This is a genomic window from Allobosea sp., from assembly GCF_030695125.1.
Lineage (GTDB): Bacteria > Pseudomonadota > Alphaproteobacteria > Rhizobiales > Beijerinckiaceae > Allobosea.
Window position 1 is genome coordinate 36,103 of record NZ_JAUYTP010000031.1, and the last position, 19,121, is coordinate 55,223.

Below are 19,121 nucleotides of genomic sequence, written 5' to 3' on the forward strand. Positions count from 1 at the left end.
CCCTATCGGCGTCGTCAGAGAGGGACCCATCAACACCCTGTTGACGTGATCGACTTGGAATTGCGTCCGTTGTGACGAGCACGATGCTGCGCCCATGCACTGCCTCGCACTCGTCACTTACGAAGCAGTGGGGAATTGAGGGCCGGGACAATGGGACACCCCCTATAGGGGTGTGTCCCTGTCTGTCCCGCTGCCCGCCCTCAGTATTCCGGGGTACAGGGTAGGAGATGTCCCGGACATGTCCCGGATGTCCCGCCCATGAATCGGCCTTCAGAAAAAGGCGCGCTGCGAGATCGAGGCTCATTGATCAGCCTCCAAGTCGTCAAAGTCGCCATCGGGAATTGCGTGTGGATCGTCGATAAAGACGGCCTCACCAACGCGATAAACAATGCCGCTACGGAAAAGCCCTTCAAAGGCGCGCTGCACTGCCTTGCGGCATGTTTCGGGGTTTTCGCTGGCGCAGATTTTAGGTGACGAGCGACATGACGCCCGCCACTCGTCCAATGGGACACCTTGGGACTCGTCCGGGACATGTCCCGCTTTGTCCCGGAGGATTCTCAGGGCTTCGCGCTCACGCGGGTTCAGTTTGATCGGCTTCGGCGCGCTTCCGGCTTCCACCTCGTCACAACGCGCGATCGATATGGGATCACCATCATCATCCGTGCCCATGTCGACAGTGCCGATGCGGAACGCCAAATCGAGATCGCAGGGGCCGTTCCGATTTTTCGTCAGCCTTCCGCGAATGATGCCGCTCTCGTCTCGCGCCTGAAGCTCAATCGCAAAATCGAGCGCACCGTTCAAAAGGGAGTGCCCGCGCGGCGTGCCGTTGGAGTCCTTCGTGCTGTGATGGATCAGAATGACAGCGGCGCCGTGCTTCGTCAGGGAACGCGCAACCGCTACAACCCTGCCCATGCCCTCCGCTGCATTTTCCTCCAAGCCAGGAAATGCCATGGCCAGCGTGTCTATGATGATCAGCGCCGGCCTTCGTTCCGCAGCGGCCGTCCGCAACGCGGCAAGGTCTGGTGAGTCCTTGGCCAGGAGATTGGACACGCCCTCGACCAAGGTGAAGCCATCAGCGTGCCCATGAGTGAGGCGAAGTGCCGTGACGCGGCCTCGCATCCCATGGGGATCTTCAGCAGCGACATAGAAGACGCCTCCGGCTTTCGTCCGCATACCGAACGCCCGCTCGCCTTGTGCGACCTTAAAGCTGAGATATGGGGCGATCAGGGATTTACCGGCGCCAGGCGCACCGAAGATGCACCCCACGTCGCGCGGCGCGATCAATCCCTTGACGATGTAACCCCGCGACGGCGCATCGCCGCATTGATCGGGCGTCAGAAAGGTCAGGCGGGATGGCTTTGGTGCCGATGCCGGATCTATGGCGTCGAGATTGTCGAATTCGATCGGTTCCGGCGATGGCGCGCGCTTCCATGCGCGGTCTATGGCGCGTTGCCCCCTACCCTTTGCGACCTTCTCCTCTTTATCGACGTGCGATTGCGCTTTGGGATTGCCGGCGACGGATAGCTCGAAACCTGCCTTATCATCGCCGCCCGCTTTCAGCCGGCAGGCGAGACGATAGAGTTCTCCCGATGCGCTGGCATCGTCCGCATGCTCGGCTTCCTCGTCAGCCTTGCGCCGCTTTCCCTTCGGCAGCGCAGTCGCGTCGAGATCATCAGCGCGGTCGATATGGCGCCCATCAACCAGGCGCGTTTCGATCGGCGGTTGCCCTTCGACATTCCCACCATAGTAAGCTTGCGAGAGGGTGAAGCTGGCGCCGTCTAGCGCACCGTCGAATAGACCGTTCAAGCGCATCATGAAGCGCTCGCGATGATCTGGCGCTTGCTCCTCTGCGAACGGAACGAAGAGGCGCCAGCGGGGCGCTTCGGGCCGGTGTGATGGCGTCGTGTAGATCAGCGCGGCAATGTTGGCAGCCTGCAGCCGCCCTTCCGCCTCCAATGGGCTGATTTCCCCGCCGTCATAATCAGCTTCGACGCCGCTGACTGCCTGCACATTTGCGTTGTTGCGGAGGCAATTCTTATCGGTGCGCTGATCACCGAAGCGAGCCAGCTTGAACCAAGGGAGTTCGGCCTTGGTGCGCCCGCTCTCAGAACCGACCACGCGCGCCAGGTCGCGTAGTGACAGACGATGATCTGCCTTGCGGGAGGCTGCCTGTGTGGGGAATCGCGTGACATGTATGGGTTTGTCGAGCGGCGAAGTCGGTCCCAGCAGATCATCAAAATCGCTTGGATCAATATTCCCGTAATGGTAACGATGGCGCTGCTCAATATCGCTATGCTGATCGCTGCCGTGTCCCTTTGCAGAGGGCGCGGCAGTTTCGTTTGCGTGGTCGGGCGGCCAAGGCCGTCCGAAAAAAGAGGCCAGCAGTGAAGACGCTTGTTCCATCAGCGGACCGCCTTCTGCTGAAGAACGCGCCCACGGTATGCCCAAGATTGACGCGAACCTTCACGGAACGTGCCGGGAACGATGGTGAGAGAGAGTCCCGATGAGATCGGGGTTAGCGAAGCCCTCGCCTCGTTTACACCGAGAGGGTCGGCGGTTCGAGCCCGTCACCGCCCACCATGTCCACCATTATCCTGGCGATTACTGAGCCGCGATTTCCCGCGTCAGCGAAGCCGCGTGCTGGTCCAGCGTCTGTACGGCCGTGGCGACGCGACGGGAGGCCTCGTCGAGCGCCTGGACCGAGCCGCGAGCGGCCGTCGTCTCCGACCTGACCCTGTCGAGCGCCGTGAGCATCGCCCGCGCCTCTTCGAACACCGTCTGCATGTGACGCCCGATATCGGCCGACACGGCGACATCCTCGCGAAGCCTTTGCGCCAGTTCCCGTGCCGTCGCACCATCGGCGACGAGCCCTCCCGTCATGGCGGTGATCTGCGCGGCGACTTCGCCGGAGGCCACCTGGATCTTGCAGATCCGGTCCGCGATATCCTCTGTCGCCGTGGCCGTGCGTTCCGCCAGCGCCTTGACCTCGCCTGCGACGACGGCAAAGCCGCGGCCAGCGGGGCCGGCGCGCGCCGCCTCGATCGTGGCGTTGAGCGCGAGCAGATTGACCTGCTCGGCAATGTCGCGAATGACGCCGACGACATCGCCCACGCGCGTCGCCTCCGAGGCGAGGCGTCGGGTCTTGTCCTCGGCATCGCGTGAACGCCCGATGGTCGTCTCGGCATGCCGGCCGACCAGATCGAGATGCGTCTCGACGGCGCCGACCGCGGCGCCGATCGCTTCACCGAGGGAGACGACCGCCTGCCCCGCCTCATCGAGCCGGGCGGCGTGGCTTTCGGCATCGCGCACCAGATCGCCACTCACGGACGACAGGGTCGCGACCTCGTCGACGGCGGCGCGGATCGCCCCCGAGGACGAGGCGACTTCGGCGCGCAGCCTGTAGAGATCCTGACCAAGCCCAGCGCTGAAGCTGTGCAGCCGGCTCGCCCGCACCAGGCGATCCTGCGCGTCCGCTTCGGCCTCCTGCTGGAGGGTCAGCGACTTCTGGCGTTCCCGCTTCAGGCTCAGCAGGGCCCTGGCGACGACGCCGAGCTCGTCGCGCCGCTCGACATGGGGAATGACGACGTGGCTGCGGTCGTCGGCGAGCTGCCGGATCGCGCCGCTGAGGTCCCGCAACGGCCGCACGACCCGCAATGCGACGAGAAAGAAGGCCAGGAGAAGCGCAACCGCAGCGGCGATGCCCCACTGCGTCAACCGCCAGGCGATCTCGCGCGCCTCCTTCGTCGCAACTGCAAGAGGCTGCCTCAGCTCGATCAGACCGCGCACATCTCCCAGTTTCCAGGTGCGAACCGGAGAATCGGGATGGGCGTTATGACAGTCGACACAGCTCTGCGACATCCGATCGGCGACCGCGACACGCAGCACCGCCCCCGGGCCACTGCCTTCGATCGCGCTGAAGGAGGTCGAGCTTCCCTGCGACACGGCCTGCCAGGCCCTGGACTGGAAATCGTCCAGCGGAGGCCGCGACTGGCGCTGCGGCCATGGATGCGGGCTGACGAGCGTGACTTCATCGCCCGATGCGGAGAGCCGGGCGGCGTAGTCGAGGACAAAGCTGGTGGGAACGGGAATGGCATGAAGCTGTTCGGCATAGTCAGCCGTGGCCGTCACCGCGCCTTTGCGCGGGAGGCGCGCCATCACCGCCTCCGAGTAGAAGGCACGGAGCTCGACCAGCCGCATCGCCGCAACGACGGCCCGTTCGCGCGACGCGCGGATTTCGATCGCGATAATCGAGCCAGGGAGATAGGCGGCCAGCGCCACCATCAACAGGATGATCGTCGCCACGCCCGGCAGGACGATCGACCACACGAGCGACCGCCGCGAGAGCAGCCCAGCCACCGTGCCACCCGCAGCGGCGCCCTCCTCCGATGCCTGATCAAGCATTCTTCGCCACACGCCATCCGATCCCGTCGGAAGCATGCAGCACGCCCGGTTAACACATTACCATAGGAGAGGCCGCCGGTTGCCCGGCGGCCTCATGGATCGATCGACAGAGCTTGAGATCAGTGCGCGATGACGCCGGCCGCGTCGTCGTCCACCGTCTTGGCGGGGATCGCCTTGAGGTCCTCCTCCCAGACGATCGGCACCGGCTGCCGCGTCAGGGCGTGCTGAAGCACCTGCTCCATCCGCGAGACGGGAATGATCTCCATGCCCTCCCTCACGGACTTGGGCAGATCGATCAGGTCCTTGGCGTTGTCCTCGGGGATCAGCACCTTCTTGATGCCGCCGCGCAGGGCCGCCAGGAGCTTCTCCTTGAGGCCGCCGATCGGCAGCACCCTGCCCCGCAGCGTGACCTCACCGGTCATGGCGACGTCGCGGTTGGTCGGGATGCCGGTCAGGATCGAGACGATCGAGGTCGCCATCGCGATGCCGGCCGAAGGCCCGTCCTTGGGGGTCGCCCCTTCCGGCACGTGCATGTGGATGTCGCGCCGGTCGAACAAGGGCGGCTCGATGCCGAAATCGACGGCGCGCGAGCGGACATAGGATGCCGCCGCCGAGATCGATTCCTTCATCACGTCCTTGAGGTTACCGGTGACGGTCATCTTGCCCTTGCCGGGCATCATGGCGCCTTCGATGGTGAGAAGCTCACCGCCGACCTCGGTCCAGGCCAGACCGGTGACGACACCGACCTGATCCTCCGTCTCCGCCATGCCATAACGATAGCGCGGCGGGCCGAGATACTCCTCGAGCAGCTCGGTGTTGACGGCGACCTTCTTCTTCTTGGTCAGCACGATGTCCTTCACCGCCTTGCGGACGGTGTTGGAGAGCTCGCGCTCGAGATTGCGGACACCGGCCTCCCGCGTGTAGCGGCGCACCAGCGTCTGCAGCGCGTCGTCGTCGATCGACCATTCCTTGGATTCGAGGCCGTGCTTCTTGATCGCGTTGGGGATCAGGTGACGCCGCGCGATCTCGGTCTTCTCGTCCTCGGTGTAGCCAGCGATGCGGATCACCTCCATGCGGTCCAGCAGGGCCGGCGGGATGTTCAGCGTGTTGGCCGTGGTCACGAACATCACGTTCGACAGGTCGTAATCGACCTCGAGGTAATGGTCGTTGAAGGTGCCGTTCTGCTCGGGATCAAGCACCTCCAGCAGGGCCGCCGACGGGTCGCCGCGGAAATCCTGGCCCATCTTGTCGATCTCATCGAGCAGGATCAGCGGGTTGGAGGTCTTGGCCTTCTTCATCGACTGGATGATCTTGCCGGGCATCGAGCCGATATAGGTGCGCCGATGGCCGCGGATCTCGGCCTCGTCGCGCACGCCGCCGAGCGACATGCGGACGAATTCACGCCCCGTCGCCTTGGCGATCGACTTGCCCAGCGAGGTCTTGCCGACGCCCGGAGGGCCGACGAGGCACAGGATCGGGCCGGCGAGCCGGTTGGTGCGCTGCTGCACGGCGAGGTACTCGACGATGCGGTCCTTGACCTTGTCGAGGCCGAAGTGATCGTCGTCCAGCACCGCCTGGGCGGCCGCCAAATCCTTCTTCATCTTCGACTTCTTGCCCCAGGGTATGCCGAGCATCCAGTCGAGATAGTTGCGGACGACCGTCGCCTCCGCCGACATCGGCGACATCTGGCGCAGCTTCTTCATCTCCGCGATGGCCTTGTCGCGGGCCTCCTTGGAGAGCTTGGTCCGGGCGATGCGCTCCTCCAGCTCGGCCAGTTCGTCGCGGCCTTCCTCGCCGTCGCCGAGCTCCTTCTGGATCGCCTTCATCTGCTCGTTGAGATAATACTCGCGCTGGGTCTTCTCCATCTGCCGCTTGACGCGCGAGCGGATCCGCTTCTCGACCTGGAGCACCGACATCTCGCTTTCCATCAGCGAGAGAACCTTCTCCAGCCGGTGCGCGACATGGGTGATCTCAAGCACCGCCTGGCGGTCGGCGATCTTGACCGCCAGATGCGAGGCGACGGTATCGGCGAGCTTGGTCGGCTCCTCGATCTGCGAGACCGCGGCGACGATCTCGGGCGAGATCTTCTTGTTGAGCTTCACATAGCTCTCGAACTCGCTGATGACCGAACGGCCCAGCGCCTCGACCTCGACCTTCTTGCCCTCTTCCTCGGCCATGCCGACGGCCTCGGCCTGGTAGAAGGCCTCGTCGGCGACATAGGCCGTCGCCTTGGCGCGGCCGACGCCCTCGACCAGCACCTTGACGGTGGAGTCGGGCAGCTTGAGCAGTTGCAGCACGCGGGCGAGCGTGCCGATCTCATAGATGTCCTTGGTTTCCGGATCGTCGTCGCCGGCATTCTTCTGGGTGGCGAGCAGGATCAGGCCATCGCTCTTGACGACCTCCTCGAGGGCACGGATCGACTTCTCGCGGCCCACGAAGAGCGGCACGATCATATGGGGGAACACGACGATGTCGCGCAGGGGGAGAACCGGATAAACACCGGTCTCGCCGGCAACGAAAGGAGCGCGGGGCGCCGAGCCAGTCATGACTATTCCTTTGTGGTTGCGCCCGACGTCACCCCGCGATGGGCGTAGGCGCCGAACGTAAACGTCCAAGGTGACCATTCACCCCGTCCGCCCCGCGCATCAGGCCCTCAATAGGCGCCCGACTCTCGCGAGTGAAGCTAAAGTGGAGACTTCCGCGACAGCTTTCAAGCGATCTACGACGCGTTGACCCCAGAAGTTTGCACTGCGTCAATTCGAACCAGAGCAGACGGCTGCATGTCTTCGCGCCACCGCCCCACGCCTGGAGCGAAACGGCCCAAGCATCCGCCTGATCGTCGACAGCTGATCGACGCCCCGATACGCAAAACGCGCGCCATCTGGCGCGCGTTCGACGAAACCACATCTTGGATTGCGCTGCTGGAGCATCGCCGGGTCCTGCGGACTGCCGCCACGCGATCCCCGTCAGGCCGAGGCCGACTTCGCCTCTTCCTCACGCTCCGAGTAGATGAACAGCGGCCGCGACTTGGATTCCACCGCCTCGGGCCCAATCACGACCTGCTCGACGCCCTCGAGGCCCGGCAGTTCGTACATGGTCTCGAGCAGGATGCTCTCCATGATCGACCGCAGCCCGCGGGCGCCGGTCTTGCGCTCGATCGCCTTGCGAGCGATCAGGCTCACCGCCTCGTCGGTGAAGGTCAGCTCGGTGTCCTCCATCTCGAACAGGCGCTGGTACTGCTTGACAAGCGCGTTCTTGGGCTCGGTCAGGATGGTCTTCAGCGCGGCCTCGTCGAGATCCTCCAGCGTCGCCAGGACCGGTAGACGACCGACGAATTCCGGGATCAGGCCGAACTTCAGCAGATCCTCCGGCTCGACCTCGCGGAAGATCGCACCGGTGCGACGCTCGTCGGGTCCCTTCACCATCGCGCCGAAGCCGATCGAGGTGCCCTTGCCGCGTCCCGCGATGATCTTGTCGAGGCCGGCGAAGGCGCCGCCGCAGATAAAGAGGATGTTGGTGGTGTCGACCTGCAGGAATTCCTGCTGCGGATGCTTGCGCCCGCCCTGCGGCGGCACGGAGGCGACGGTGCCTTCCATGATCTTGAGCAGCGCCTGCTGGACACCCTCGCCCGAGACGTCACGGGTTATCGAGGGATTGTCCGACTTGCGGCTGATCTTGTCGATCTCGTCGATGTAGACGATGCCGCGCTGCGCCCGCTCGACATTGTAGTCGGAGGCCTGGAGCAGCTTGAGGATGATGTTCTCGACGTCTTCGCCGACATAGCCGGCCTCGGTCAGAGTCGTCGCATCGGCCATGGTGAACGGCACGTCGAGGATGCGCGCCAGCGTCTGCGCCAGCAGCGTCTTGCCCGAGCCGGTCGGCCCGATCAGCAGGATGTTGGACTTCGCGAGCTCGACGTCGTTGTGCTTGGTCGCGTGCGACAACCGCTTGTAGTGGTTGTGGACGGCGACCGAGAGCACCTTCTTGGCGTGCTCCTGGCCGATGACGTAATCGTCCAGAACCTTGCGGATCTCCTTGGGCGTGGGCACGCCGTCCTTCGACTTCACCAGCGCGGATTTCGATTCCTCGCGGATGATGTCCATGCAGAGCTCGACGCATTCGTCGCAGATGAACACGGTTGGCCCCGCAATGAGCTTGCGAACCTCGTGCTGGCTCTTGCCGCAGAAGGAGCAGTAGAGCGTGCTCTTGGAATCGCCGCCGCTGACCTTACTCATCGTCCATCTCCATTCTCGGAGCCGGAGACCACATCAGCCTGGAGCGGATGCAACCGTCGTCTCTTCGTCATCATAGGCCTTCAGTTCACGAGCATCCGGTTAACGGCTCGTTCCGAAACGCCTGAAATCGCGGCCGATCCACAATCGGATCAGGCTGAAACACCTGCGGGATCATCCCGCCTTCGTCCGATTCCCCATGCAAACATGGGGCCGGCCACCTTGCAATATGCGCGGTGACCGCCGGCGCGCCAACCCACAGGTGGCGCGCCCACTGGTCGCAGCCGATCAGGCGGCCTCTTCCGGCCGCTTGTCGATGACCTTGTCGATCAGGCCGAAATCGCGCGCCGCCTCGGCCGTCATGAAGTTGTCGCGCTCGAGCGCGGCCTCGATCTCGGCATAGGAGCGGCCGGTGTGCTTGACGTAAATCTCGTTCAGGCGGCGCTTGAGGCTCTCGACCTCGCGGGCGTGAATGAGAATGTCGGTGACCTGGCCCTGGAAGCCGCCCGAGGGCTGATGGACCATGATGCGGGCGTTGGGCAGCGCAAAGCGCATATCCTTGGCGCCGGCGGTGAGCAGCAGCGAGCCCATCGACGCCGCCTGGCCGACGCACAGGGTCGTCACCGGGCAACGGATGAACTGCATCGTGTCATAGATCGACATGCCCGACGTCACCACGCCGCCCGGCGAGTTGATGTAGAAGGAGATTTCCTTCTTGGGGTTCTCGGCCTCGAGGAACAGGAGCTGGGCGACGATCAGCGACGCGGAATAGTCCTCGACCGGGCCGGTCAGGAAGATGATGCGCTCGCGCAGCAGACGCGAATAAATGTCGAAGGCGCGCTCGCCGCGGCTCGACTGCTCGACCACCATCGGGACGAGATTGTTGTAGGTCTCGATCGGATCGCGCAGCATGAATGTATCCTTGGATGGAAGAGGCCGGGGGGCGGAAGGCCGGAAACCGGCGGTCGGTCGAATCGCAGATGTCGTGTGAGGCATCCACATAAGCACGCCAAAGGCGGCTGAAAAGAGAAGCGCCGCCCGGCACGGGGCCGAGCGGCGCAAATCTTACGATTAAGGTTTCCGTATCGTCAGACCGAAGCGTCCTCGCCTTCAGCCTTGTCGGCCTTCTTCGCCTTCTTGGCTGCGGCCTTCTTCGGCTTGGCATCAGCGCCGCTCTCGGCATCCTCGTCGGCAAAGAGCGCTTCGCGCGAGACGCTCTGGTCCTCGACCTTCACCTGACCGAGCAGATGATCGACGACCTTCTCCTCGAAGATCGGGGCGCGGATCTCGGCGAGGGCCTGCGGGTTCTTGCGGTAGAACTCCCAGACCTGCTTCTCCTGGCCGGGGAACTGGCGGGCGCGCTCGACCAGCGCCTGGGTGACCTCGTCATCCGAGATCTGCACCTTGGCCTGCTCGCCGATCTCAGCCAGCACGAGGCCGAGGCGCACGCGGCGCTCGGCGATCTTGCGGTAGTCCGCCTTGGCGGCGTCCTCGGTCGTGCCCTCGTCCTCGAAGGACTTCTTGGCGTCCTTCATATCCGCCTCGACCTGGCTCCAGACGCTGGCGAACTCCTGCTCGACCAGGGTCGGCGGCAGTTCGAAGGTGTACTTGCCGTCGAGCGCGTCGAGCAGGCTCTTCTTGAGCTTGCGGCGCGACTGCAGGCCGAAATCGCGGCCGATCTGCTCGCGGATCGCGGTCTTCAGCGCATCCAGCGACTCCATGCCGAAGGCCTTGGCGAGTTCGTCGTCGATCTTGACCGGCTCGGGAGCCTGAACCTCGGTGACCGTGACCTCGAACTCGGCCGGCTTACCGGCGAGCTGCTCGGCGGTGTAGTTCTCCGGGAAGGTGACCTTGACGGTGCGGGTTTCACCGGCCTTGGCACCCTCGAGCTGCTCCTCGAAGCCCGGAATGAACTGGCCGGCGCCGACGTCCAGCGCGATGCCCTCGCCCGTGCCGCCGTCGAAGGGCTTGCCCTCGAGCGTGCCGACGAAGGAGATCATCAGGCGGTCGCCCTTCTCGGCCTTGGCCTTCTCGCCCTTGTTGGAGAAGCTGCGGTTCGAGCCGGCCATCCGCTCCAGAGCGGCGTCGACATCGGCATCGGGAACCTCGGCGACCGGCTTGACCAGTGCGATGTCCGACAGGTCGACCAGCTCGATCTTGGGCAGGACCTCGAGCGCGACGGTGAAGGCGAGATCGCCCTTGGCCTCCATCGCGGCCTCGATCTCGTCCTTGTTCTCGGGGAACTTGATCTGCGGCTCGAAGGCGAGCTTCAGGCCGTTGTCGGCGACGATCTTCTGGTTGGCCTCGTTGACCGCGTTCTGCACGACATCGGCCATGACCGAGCGGCCATAGAGCCGGCGCAGATGGCCGACCGGCACCTTGCCGGGGCGGAAGCCGTTGATCTTGGCCTTGCCCTGCAGACCCTGGAGGCCGTCATCGAGCCGCGTCTTGAGGTCGGCGGCGTTCAACACCACCTGAAATTCGCGCTTGAGGCCCTGCGAGAGGGTTTCGGTCACGTTCATCGTTTTCGATCCGTCAACAGCTCGTTATTTCAATGTCCAAAGCGCGGCGTCGGGAGACCGCCGCCGCGCTCGCGAAAACCTATGCCCCGCCGCACACGACCTATGCATCAAAGCCGAGGGCCCGATGCGATCGCACGCTGACTGGTGCGGGCGGAGGGACTCGAACCCCCACGACTTTCGCCGCTGGTACCTAAAACCAGTGCGTCTACCAGTTCCGCCACGCCCGCCGGCCCGATGGCGTTCGCACGCGCAAACACGCAGCGCGGCCATCATGGGGCGCCGGTGCTATACGCATTTCGGGCTGGCCATGCAGCAAAAAAATGACGGTTCTGCAAAAGACGCCGGGCGGCCGCTCACGGCATCGCGCAGGAGCGCCCTCTCGCCATCGGCCGCCGCGGCGATTATGCCGTCGTCATGACCGAGCGATCCCGCCGCCCCGCCCTGTTGAGCCGCCGCGCCGCCCTGATGGGCCTGGGCGTCGCGGGCCTGCTTGTCCGCAGCGCCCCTGCCCTGGCTCAGACAGCCATGCCGGCCGCTCCGGCGGCCCAGGCCCGGACGCTCACCGCCGGCCCGGCCCGGGCTCGGCTGAGGCCGGCACCGGCCCTGGACACCGAGATCTGGGCCTTCGACGGCGCCACGCCCGGGCCCGCCCTGCGAATCAAGCTCGGCGAGACGCTGCGCCTGACCGTCACCAATAAAACGACCGCCCCGCTGAGCCTGCATTGGCACGGCCTGCGCGGCGAGGCCGCGATGGACGGGGTCGGCGGCTTCAGCCAGGCACCGATCGCGCCGGGCGCGAGCTTCGAATACCGGCTGACACCACCCGATTCCGGGACGATCCTGTACCGGCCGCTCGTCGTCGGCGCCGCCGCCGAGCCGGCGGCGCGCGGCTTGAGCGGGATGCTGATCGTCGAGGAGGCGGAGCCGCCGCCGGTCGATCTCGACCTTCCGGTGCTGGTGACGGACTGGCTGCTCGGCGACGACAACGCGCTCCAGCCCTTTGCGCCGGCGAGCCCGGAGGGGGCCGCGGCCGGACGGCTGGGCAGCTGGGTCACGGTCAATGGCGGCTCGCCGCCGCAGCGCGTCGCGGTTTTGCCGGGCGCCCGCATTCGCCTGCGCCTTGCCAATGCCTGCAATGCCCGGATCATGCGGCTGCGCTTCGACGGCATCAAAGCCGTGGTCATCGCGGTCGACGGGCAGCCGACCGAATCCTTCGAGCCGGTGCGCGCGCAGCTGCCTTTTGCGCCCGGCACGCGCTACGATCTGCTGATCGACATGCCCAGCGAAGCCGGCGCGACCGCGATCGTCACGGCGCTGGTCGGCTCCGGCGTGCCGCTGGTGCGGCTGGTCGCCGAAGGCGCTGCAAAACCGCCCTCGACCGCGCCGATGGCGCTCAAGTCCAACCCGTCCCTGCCGGCGGCCGTGCGCCTGCAGGATGCCCTGCGCCCGCAGATCGTGATCGAGGGCGGGGCCAGGGTCGCGCCCGACTTCAAGCTCGACCTGACGGGCATCGATCCTGCCCGGCCGTGGCGGATCAATGGCGGGATCGGCGACGGCGCCGGCAAGCCGCTGTTCAGCGTCAAGCGCGGCACGCCGATCGTGCTGGCCATCGACAACCGCACGGCGTTCTTCCAGCCGCTGCATGTGCATGGCCATTGCTTCCGGCTGCTGCACCCGCTCGACGACGGCTGGGAGCCCTATTTCCTCGACACGGTGCAGATTCCCGACGGCAAGCGGCTGCACATCGCCTTCATCGCCGCCAATCCCGGCCGTTGGCTGATCTCGTCGACGGTGCTGGAGCGCTTCGACCGTGGCCTGTGGACCTGGTTCGAGGTGACGTGAGGCCGACGGTCACCCTGCGAAGCGCGATGCGGTGGCTGATGGCGGCGTTCTATCTCGCCGCCGGTCTGCTGCATCTGGCGAGGCCGGACTCGTTCCTGCCGATCGTGCCGGGCTGGGTGCCGGCGCCGCGTGAGGTCATCCTGCTGACGGGCCTCGCCGAGATCGCCGGCGCGATCGGACTCCTCGTCCCGCGGCTGCGCCGGGCGGCGGGGATCGGGCTCGCGCTCTATGCGCTTTGCGTCTTCCCGGCCAACATCAAGCACGCCTTCCAAGGCGTTGCTCTCGAAGCGCTTCCCTCAAGCTGGTGGTATCACGGCCCGAGGCTGGCGCTGCAGCCCGTTCTGATCTGGTGGGCGCTCTATGCCGGTGGCGTCATCGACTGGCCGTGGCGGCGGCGATGAGCGCCTGGGCGTCAGCCCAGCCCCAGCCGCGTCATCACATCGGACACGATCGCGTCCTTCGAGGATTCGACCGAGACCACGAGCGGGTTTTCGTCCGCGCCCGGCTCTTCCAGCGCGGCGAACTGGCTGTCGAGCAAGGCGGTGGGCATGAAATGGTGCTGGCGGGAGGCCATGCGCTCGCCGATCAATGCGCGTGAGCCCTTCAGATAGACCAGCGCGACATCCTGCCTATCGCCGACGATGACGAGCCGATAGGCGCGCTTCAGCGCCGAACAGGTGACGATGCCGTTGCGGCCGGTGCTGCGCAGATCGTCGATCCAGGCCGCGATGGCGGCGAGCCAGGGCTTGCGGTCCTCGTCGTTCAGCGGCGTGCCGCCGGCCATCTTGGCGACGTTTTCGGGCGGGTGGAACGAATCGGCGTCGCGGAAGGGCCAGCCGAGCTGGCCGGCGAGACGTTCGCCGAGCGAAGTCTTGCCCGAGCTGGCGACGCCCATGACGACGATGACGGCCGGCTCCACGGCCGTGTTCGAGGCAACCATCCGGCGTCAGCCCTGCTTTTTGGGTTCGACATGGCCGCCGAAGCCGGCGCGCATCGCCGAGAGCACCTTCTCGCCGAAGGTGTGGTCGACGCGCGAGCGGAAGCGGGCAAACAGCGCCGAGGTCAGGACTTCGGCCGGGGTCGCGGTCTCGACGGCAGCGTCGACGGTCCAGCGGCCCTCGCCGGAATCGGAGACATTGCCGGAATAGGCGGAGAGATCCTCGTCGGCGGCCAGGGCCTCGGCGGTGAGATCCAGCAGCCAGGAGGTCACGACCGAGCCGCGACGCCAGACCTCGGCGATCTCGGCAGTGTCGAAGTCGAAGCCGTATTCGGGCGGCAGGCCCTCCTTGGCGGAGGCGTTGCGCAGCAGGTCGAAGCCTTCCGCGAAGGCCTGCATCATGCCGTACTCGATGCCGTTATGGACCATCTTGACGAAGTGGCCGGAGCCGACCGGGCCGCAATGCAGATAGCCCTCCTCGCTGGTGGGGTTGCGCCCGTCGCGATGCTTGGTCGGCTCGATCTCGCCCTTGCCGGGCGCGAGCGTCGCGAAAATCGGCTCCAGCCGCTCGAACGCCGCCTTGTCGCCGCCGATCATCAGGCAGTAGCCGCGATCGAGGCCATGGACGCCGCCCGAGGTGCCGACATCCATGTAGTGCAGGCCCTTGGCCGCCAGCTCGCGCCCGCGGCGGACATCGTCCTTCCAGAAGGCGTTGCCGCCGTCGATCAGCGTGTCGCCCGGGGAGAGCAGGTCCGAAAGCTCGGTCAGCGTCGCCTCGGTGATCTTGCCCGCTGGCAGCATGACCCAGATCGCGCGCGGCGCGGCCATCTTGGCGACCATATCGGCGAGGTCGGATGCCAGCACGGCGCCGTCGGCGGCGAGCGCTGCGCCGGGCTTGGGATCGCGGTCATAGACCACGCAATCATGACCGGCGCGCATCAACCGGCGCACGATGTTGCCACCCATCCGGCCGAGGCCGATCACTCCAAGCTGCATCGAGAGACCCTTTCGTCGCCGCCCTCGCGATGCGAGGCTACGGCCGTTCAGCGCGCTTCTCGCATCCCTGCTGCCTCCGCGACAAGCCAGTCCCGCAACAGCACGAAAGCCGGGCTCGGCGGTCGCTCCGCGGGAAACGTCAGCCAATAGCCGTTGCGGCTGCGAAAGCCGAGGCTGGCGGGGTTGACGAGCTGCCCGCTCGCCAGTTCGTCGCCGACCAGCGACCGGGGCACCAGGGCGAGCCCCTGTCCGGCGATCGCGGCCCGGATGACCAGCGCGTAGAAGCCGAAGCGAATCACGCGCTGCGGCGCGAGGCCTGCGACGCCGTTGGCCTCGCCGAATTCGCTCCAGCGCAGCGGCGTCTGGAAATGGTCGAGCACCGGGAAACGCGCCACATCGGCCGCGCCCGCGATGCCGCCGAACCGTGCGATCGCATCGGGCGCGCCGACCAGCGCGACGTCGCGCCCGAAGAGATAGTCGCAGACCTGGCCGGGCCAGTCGCCTTCGCCGAAGCGGAAGACGGCGTCGGGCGGCTCGCTGGTGTCCTGCGTGACGAAGGTGGTGAACTGGACGTCGATCTCGGGGTGGCGGTCGGAGAAGCCCGAGAAGCGCGGCACCAGCCAGCGATCACCGAGGATCGGCAGCACATGCAGCCTGACGCGGTGCTGCGCCGGGCGAAACGGCGCCAGCCCGGCGACGGCGGCGACCAGCCCGGCCAGGACAGCACGCGCCGGGGCGATGAAGGCGCGGCCGGCCTCGGTCGGCTCCAGCCCGCGACGGTTGCGCCGAAACAGGGGCATGCCGACGATCTGCTCCACGGCCTTGAGCTGCTTGCTGACCGCGCTCTGCGTCATGTTGAGTTCGAGTGCCGCGCCCGAGCAGGATGCGTGGCGCGCCACGGCCTCGACGACGCGCAGGCCGGTGGTCGATGGCAAAGGGTGCGAAAGCCCGGTCATGCCCCACCCTAGAAGACTCGGCGGATCAGGCAAAGTGGTATTCCGAAATGGAATGATGGTGGGAAATCATCTCCTTTGCCGGCGTGACCGTCCTCGCCCTAGGCTGATGCGCAGAGACATCGTGCCGGAGTGGACCCGTGAACCAGCCCTTGCGCCTCTGGGGCGGCCGCTTTAGCGCCGAGCCCGATCCGTCGCTGACCCGGCTTTCGCGCTCGGAGCCGAGCTATTTCCGGCTCGCGCCCTATGACCTCGCCGGTTCGCGCGCCCATATCCGCGAGCTCGGCCGCGCCGGATTGCTCGACGATGCCGAGATCGCGACGATCCTGAGCGCGATCGACGAGGTGGCGCAGCAGCATGCCGCCGGCTTGATCGAGCCCTGGCCGGAGGACGAGGACGTCCACACCTTCCTCGAGAGGGTGCTGACCCAGAAGCTCGGGCCGCTCGGTGGCAAGATCCGCGCCGGACGCTCGCGCAACGACCAGGCGGCGAACGATCTCAAGCTGTTCCTGCGCCACCGCGCCCGGACCCTGATGGCGGATCTGCTGGCGCTGCAGGATGCGCTCGTCGCGCAATCGCAGGCCCACAAGGCGACGCCCGTGCCCGGCGTCACCCATCTCCAGGCGGCCCAGCCGATCACCTTCGGCCACCATCTCATGGCCCATGCCCAGGCATTCTCACGCGATGCCAGCCGGCTGATGGACTGGGACGCGCGCAACGCCGTCTCGCCCCTGGGCGCGGCGGCTCTGGCGGGCTCGGCGATCGCGCTCAATCCCGAGCTCTCGGCCGAGGAGCTCGGCTACGACGCCTCCTTCGAGAATTCGGTCGACGCGGTCGGTGCTCGCGACCATGTCGCCGAGTTCCTGTTCGTCGCGGCGATGCTGGCGGTCCATCTCTCGCGCCTGGCGGAGGAGGTCGTGATCTGGTGCACGCAGCCCTATCGCTGGATTTCGCTGCATGACTCCTTCGCGACCGGCTCCTCGATCATGCCGCAGAAGAAGAACCCCGACATCGCCGAGCTGACGCGCGGCCGCTCGGCCCGGCTGATCGGCGGCGTCACAACGATGCTGGCGGCGCTGAAAAGCCTGCCCTTGTCCTACAACCGCGACCTCGCCGAGGATAAGCGCGCGGCCTTCGAGGCCGTCGACGGGCTGGCTCTGGTGCTGCCGGCGATGGCCGGCATGATGGCGACGATGACCGTCAACACCGAAACGATGCGGAAGGCCGCCTCGCAGGGCTTCACGCTCGCGACCGAGGTCGCCGATTTCCTGGCGCGCAAGGGCGTGCCCTTCAGCACGGCACATGACATCACCGGCGCGCTGGTCCGGCTCTGCGAAGAGCGCGACTGCGAACTCCACGAGATCGACGATGCCGCTTTGGCAGCTATCGATCCGCGCCTGACGCCCGATATCCGAGAGCATCTCACCCTGGAGGCCGCGCTCGAGGCGCGCATGGCCAAGGGTGGCACGTCGCCTGCACGGGTGGCCGAGCAGATCGAGCGGCTGTCGCGCGATCTGGCCCGGCAGCGCGCCTGGGCGCAGGACTATCGGGGACCGACGCCATGACGCAGCCCGCGCGGCAGGCTCCGGCCTTCGACCCCGCCATCCTGAACCTTCCCCGCGTCGGGCGCCTGCATCTCGGGCGCTGGCTGTCGGCTGCGCTCGTGCTGCTGGCGCTGGCGCTGGTGATCAAGGCTTTTGCCGAGGGCGACATCGCCTGGAAGGTCGTCGGCCAGTTCTTCACCGCACCCGCGATCCTCGGCGGGCTCGTCAACACCGTCATCATGACGATCTGCGCCATGGCGCTCGGCATCACGCTCGGTGTCGTCTTCGCGATCATGGCGATGTCGCCCAATGGCGTGATGCGCGGCTGCGCCGCCTTCTACATCTGGTTCTTCCGCGGCACGCCGCTGATCCTGCAATTGCTGATCTGGTTCAATCTCGCGCTGGTGTTTCCGACCATCGGTATCCCCGGCCTGTTCTCGGCCCGGACCATCGACGTGATCGGGCCGTTCATGGCGACGCTTTTGGGTCTCGGCATCAACCAGGGCGCCTATACGGCCGAAGTCGTGCGCTCGGGCATCCTCTCGGTCGATCATGGCCAGACCGAAGCCGCCAAGACGATCGGCATGACCCGGCTGACGACGTTGCGCCGCATCGTGCTGCCGCAGGCGATGCGGGTCATCATCCCGCCCGTCGGAAACGAGGTCGTCAGCATGGTCAAGCTGACCTCGATCGCCAGCGTGATCCAGTTCTCCGAGATCCTGCGCAACGCCCAGACGATCTACTACGCCAATGCCCGCGTCATCGAATTGCTGATCGTGGCCGCAGGCTGGTATCTGATCGTGGTGTCGATCCTGTCGCTGGGCCAGATCGCGCTCGAACGGCATTTCGCCAAGGGGCGCGCCGGCGCGGGAGGGCGACATGGCTGAGACCACGATCCCGATGGTGAAGGCCCTGTCGGTCACCAAGCGCTTCGGCACCCTGGCGGCGCTCGACGACGTCTCGCTCGACATCGCCCAGGGCGAGGTCGTCTGCATCGTCGGCCCGTCCGGGTCGGGCAAATCAACGCTCCTGCGCTGCATCAACCAGCTGGAGCGCATCGATTCCGGCGCGATCTGGGTCGATGGCGACCTCGCCGGCTTCCGGCAGGATGGCAGCCGGCTGGTCGAGCTGACCGACCGCGACATCGCCCGGCAGAGGCTGGCGAGCGGCATGGTCTTCCAGCGCTTCAACCTGTTTGCCCATATGACGGCGCTGCAGAACATCGTCGAGGGGCCGGTGACGGTCCTGAAGCGCCCCAGGCGTGACGCGATCGCCGAAGCCGAGGCGCTGCTTTCCCGTGTCGGCCTGGCCGAGAAGCGCGACGCCTACCCGTCCGAACTCTCCGGCGGCCAGCAGCAGCGCGTCGCCATTGCCCGCGCGCTGGCGATGCAGCCGCGCCTGATGCTGTTCGACGAGCCGACCTCGGCACTCGATCCCGAACTCGTCGGCGAGGTGCTCGCCGTGATGCGCGACCTCGCCCGGAGCGGCATGACCATGATCGTGGTGACGCATGAGCTCGGCTTCGCCCGCGAGGTCGCCAGCCGCGTCGTCTTCATGGATCAGGGCCGGCTCGTCGAGCAGGGGCCGCCGGCCCAGGTGCTCGGTGCGCCGCAACAGCAACGCACCCGCGACTTCATCGCCGCCGTCCTGAGCTGACCCACCCCTTTTCGAGCCGCCGCCAGAGGAGTTTCCCA

General features: G+C 66.3%; 14 protein-coding genes and 2 tRNA genes. 6 read left to right on the forward strand and 10 right to left on the reverse strand.

The genetic code is table 11. The features are described 5' to 3' along the window. Positions 1–300: 300 nt before the first annotated feature. Entirely contained in the window at positions 301–2,403 is a 2,103-nt protein-coding gene (locus Q8S38_RS12095; protein WP_305680679.1) for an AAA family ATPase, read from the reverse strand. Between the two features lie 109 nt (positions 2,404–2,512). Between Q8S38_RS12095 and Q8S38_RS12100 the strand changes: the two genes are divergently transcribed. Continuing rightward, a tRNA-Val gene (locus tag Q8S38_RS12100) sits at positions 2,513–2,580 on the forward strand. A 21-nt stretch (positions 2,581–2,601) separates the two neighbouring features. Here Q8S38_RS12100 and Q8S38_RS12105 read toward each other — a convergent pair. The 6 genes from Q8S38_RS12105 to Q8S38_RS12130 form a co-directional block, all read right to left on the reverse strand. Further along, positions 2,602–4,401: a methyl-accepting chemotaxis protein gene (locus Q8S38_RS12105; RefSeq protein WP_305680680.1), complete on the reverse strand. Its 1,800-nt coding sequence runs from the start codon at positions 4,399–4,401 to the stop codon at positions 2,602–2,604. 119 nt (positions 4,402–4,520) lie between these two features. Beyond that, positions 4,521–6,947 (reverse strand): endopeptidase La, encoded by a 2,427-nt coding sequence (gene lon, locus Q8S38_RS12110; RefSeq protein WP_305680681.1) that lies wholly within the window; start codon positions 6,945–6,947, stop codon positions 4,521–4,523. A 420-nt stretch (positions 6,948–7,367) separates the two neighbouring features. Continuing rightward, on the reverse strand, positions 7,368–8,636 hold the full coding sequence (clpX, locus tag Q8S38_RS12115; RefSeq protein ID WP_305680682.1) for an ATP-dependent Clp protease ATP-binding subunit ClpX: 1,269 nt from the start codon (positions 8,634–8,636) through the stop codon (positions 7,368–7,370). A 285-nt stretch (positions 8,637–8,921) separates the two neighbouring features. Further along, positions 8,922–9,545 (reverse strand): ATP-dependent Clp protease proteolytic subunit, encoded by a 624-nt coding sequence (locus Q8S38_RS12120; protein ID WP_371125873.1) that lies wholly within the window; start codon positions 9,543–9,545, stop codon positions 8,922–8,924. Between the two features lie 176 nt (positions 9,546–9,721). Continuing rightward, positions 9,722–11,155 carry a trigger factor gene (gene tig / locus Q8S38_RS12125; protein WP_305680683.1) on the reverse strand — a complete coding sequence of 478 codons (1,434 nt, stop codon included), beginning with the start codon at positions 11,153–11,155 and terminating at the stop codon, positions 9,722–9,724. A gap of 142 nt (positions 11,156–11,297) precedes the next feature. Further along, positions 11,298–11,382 (reverse strand) — tRNA-Leu (locus Q8S38_RS12130). 187 nt (positions 11,383–11,569) lie between these two features. Here Q8S38_RS12130 and Q8S38_RS12135 point away from each other — a divergent pair. Together Q8S38_RS12135 and Q8S38_RS12140 are read left to right on the forward strand one after the other, a co-directional pair. Then, a complete protein-coding gene (locus tag Q8S38_RS12135) occupies positions 11,570–12,997 on the forward strand; it encodes a multicopper oxidase family protein (protein WP_305680684.1) in 1,428 nt (475 codons plus the stop codon). Positions 12,998–13,035: 38 nt separating this feature from the next. Beyond that, positions 13,036–13,398 (forward strand): DoxX family protein, encoded by a 363-nt coding sequence (locus Q8S38_RS12140; RefSeq protein ID WP_305680685.1) that lies wholly within the window; start codon positions 13,036–13,038, stop codon positions 13,396–13,398. An 11-nt stretch (positions 13,399–13,409) separates the two neighbouring features. On the opposite strand, the gene Q8S38_RS12145 is transcribed toward Q8S38_RS12140, so the two are convergent. Genes Q8S38_RS12145 through Q8S38_RS12155 form a run of 3 tightly spaced genes read right to left on the reverse strand, consistent with a single transcriptional unit; the run spans position 13,410 to position 15,886 of the window. Next, positions 13,410–13,937, reverse strand: coding sequence for a gluconokinase (locus tag Q8S38_RS12145; protein ID WP_305680686.1), 528 nt, complete (start codon positions 13,935–13,937; stop codon positions 13,410–13,412). A 6-nt stretch (positions 13,938–13,943) separates the two neighbouring features. Beyond that, on the reverse strand, positions 13,944–14,930 hold the full coding sequence (gene gnd, locus Q8S38_RS12150) for a phosphogluconate dehydrogenase (NAD(+)-dependent, decarboxylating) (protein ID WP_305680687.1): 987 nt from the start codon (positions 14,928–14,930) through the stop codon (positions 13,944–13,946). Between the two features lie 47 nt (positions 14,931–14,977). Further along, on the reverse strand, positions 14,978–15,886 hold the full coding sequence (locus Q8S38_RS12155; RefSeq protein ID WP_305680688.1) for a LysR substrate-binding domain-containing protein: 909 nt from the start codon (positions 15,884–15,886) through the stop codon (positions 14,978–14,980). Between the two features lie 137 nt (positions 15,887–16,023). On the opposite strand from Q8S38_RS12155, the gene argH reads away from it, so the two are divergent. Genes argH through Q8S38_RS12170 form a run of 3 tightly spaced genes read left to right on the forward strand, consistent with a single transcriptional unit; the run spans position 16,024 to position 19,083 of the window. Further along, positions 16,024–17,448 (forward strand): argininosuccinate lyase, encoded by a 1,425-nt coding sequence (argH, locus tag Q8S38_RS12160; RefSeq protein ID WP_305680689.1) that lies wholly within the window; start codon positions 16,024–16,026, stop codon positions 17,446–17,448. Beyond that, the gene (locus tag Q8S38_RS12165; RefSeq protein WP_305680690.1) at positions 17,445–18,314 is read left to right on the forward strand and encodes an amino acid ABC transporter permease; all 870 of its coding nucleotides are present in this window, start codon (positions 17,445–17,447) and stop codon (positions 18,312–18,314) included. The genes argH and Q8S38_RS12165 overlap by 4 nt, the downstream gene beginning before the upstream one ends. Further along, entirely contained in the window at positions 18,307–19,083 is a 777-nt protein-coding gene (locus tag Q8S38_RS12170) for an amino acid ABC transporter ATP-binding protein (RefSeq protein ID WP_305680691.1), read from the forward strand. Before Q8S38_RS12165 ends, Q8S38_RS12170 begins: the two co-directional genes overlap by 8 nt. Positions 19,084–19,121: the final 38 nt, after the last annotated feature.

Bases quoted from the DNA above. Each gene is read 5' to 3' on its own strand.
- Q8S38_RS12165 (WP_305680690.1), top strand. From the start codon at position 17,445: ATGACGCAGCCCGCGCGGCAGGCTCCGGCCTTCGACCCCGCCATCCTG.
- Q8S38_RS12105 (WP_305680680.1), bottom strand. From the start codon at position 4,401: ATGCTTGATCAGGCATCGGAGGAGGGCGCCGCTGCGGGTGGCACGGTG.
- Q8S38_RS12095 (WP_305680679.1), bottom strand. From the start codon at position 2,403: ATGGAACAAGCGTCTTCACTGCTGGCCTCTTTTTTCGGACGGCCTTGG.
- Q8S38_RS12120 (WP_371125873.1), bottom strand. From the start codon at position 9,545: ATGCTGCGCGATCCGATCGAGACCTACAACAATCTCGTCCCGATGGTG.
- lon (WP_305680681.1), bottom strand. From the start codon at position 6,947: ATGACTGGCTCGGCGCCCCGCGCTCCTTTCGTTGCCGGCGAGACCGGT.
- clpX (WP_305680682.1), bottom strand. From the start codon at position 8,636: ATGAGTAAGGTCAGCGGCGGCGATTCCAAGAGCACGCTCTACTGCTCC.
- tig (WP_305680683.1), bottom strand. From the start codon at position 11,155: ATGAACGTGACCGAAACCCTCTCGCAGGGCCTCAAGCGCGAATTTCAG.
- Q8S38_RS12145 (WP_305680686.1), bottom strand. From the start codon at position 13,937: ATGGTTGCCTCGAACACGGCCGTGGAGCCGGCCGTCATCGTCGTCATG.
- Q8S38_RS12140 (WP_305680685.1), top strand. From the start codon at position 13,036: ATGGCGGCGTTCTATCTCGCCGCCGGTCTGCTGCATCTGGCGAGGCCG.
- gnd (WP_305680687.1), bottom strand. From the start codon at position 14,930: ATGCAGCTTGGAGTGATCGGCCTCGGCCGGATGGGTGGCAACATCGTG.
- Q8S38_RS12135 (WP_305680684.1), top strand. From the start codon at position 11,570: ATGACCGAGCGATCCCGCCGCCCCGCCCTGTTGAGCCGCCGCGCCGCC.
- Q8S38_RS12155 (WP_305680688.1), bottom strand. From the start codon at position 15,886: ATGACCGGGCTTTCGCACCCTTTGCCATCGACCACCGGCCTGCGCGTC.
- Q8S38_RS12170 (WP_305680691.1), top strand. From the start codon at position 18,307: ATGGCTGAGACCACGATCCCGATGGTGAAGGCCCTGTCGGTCACCAAG.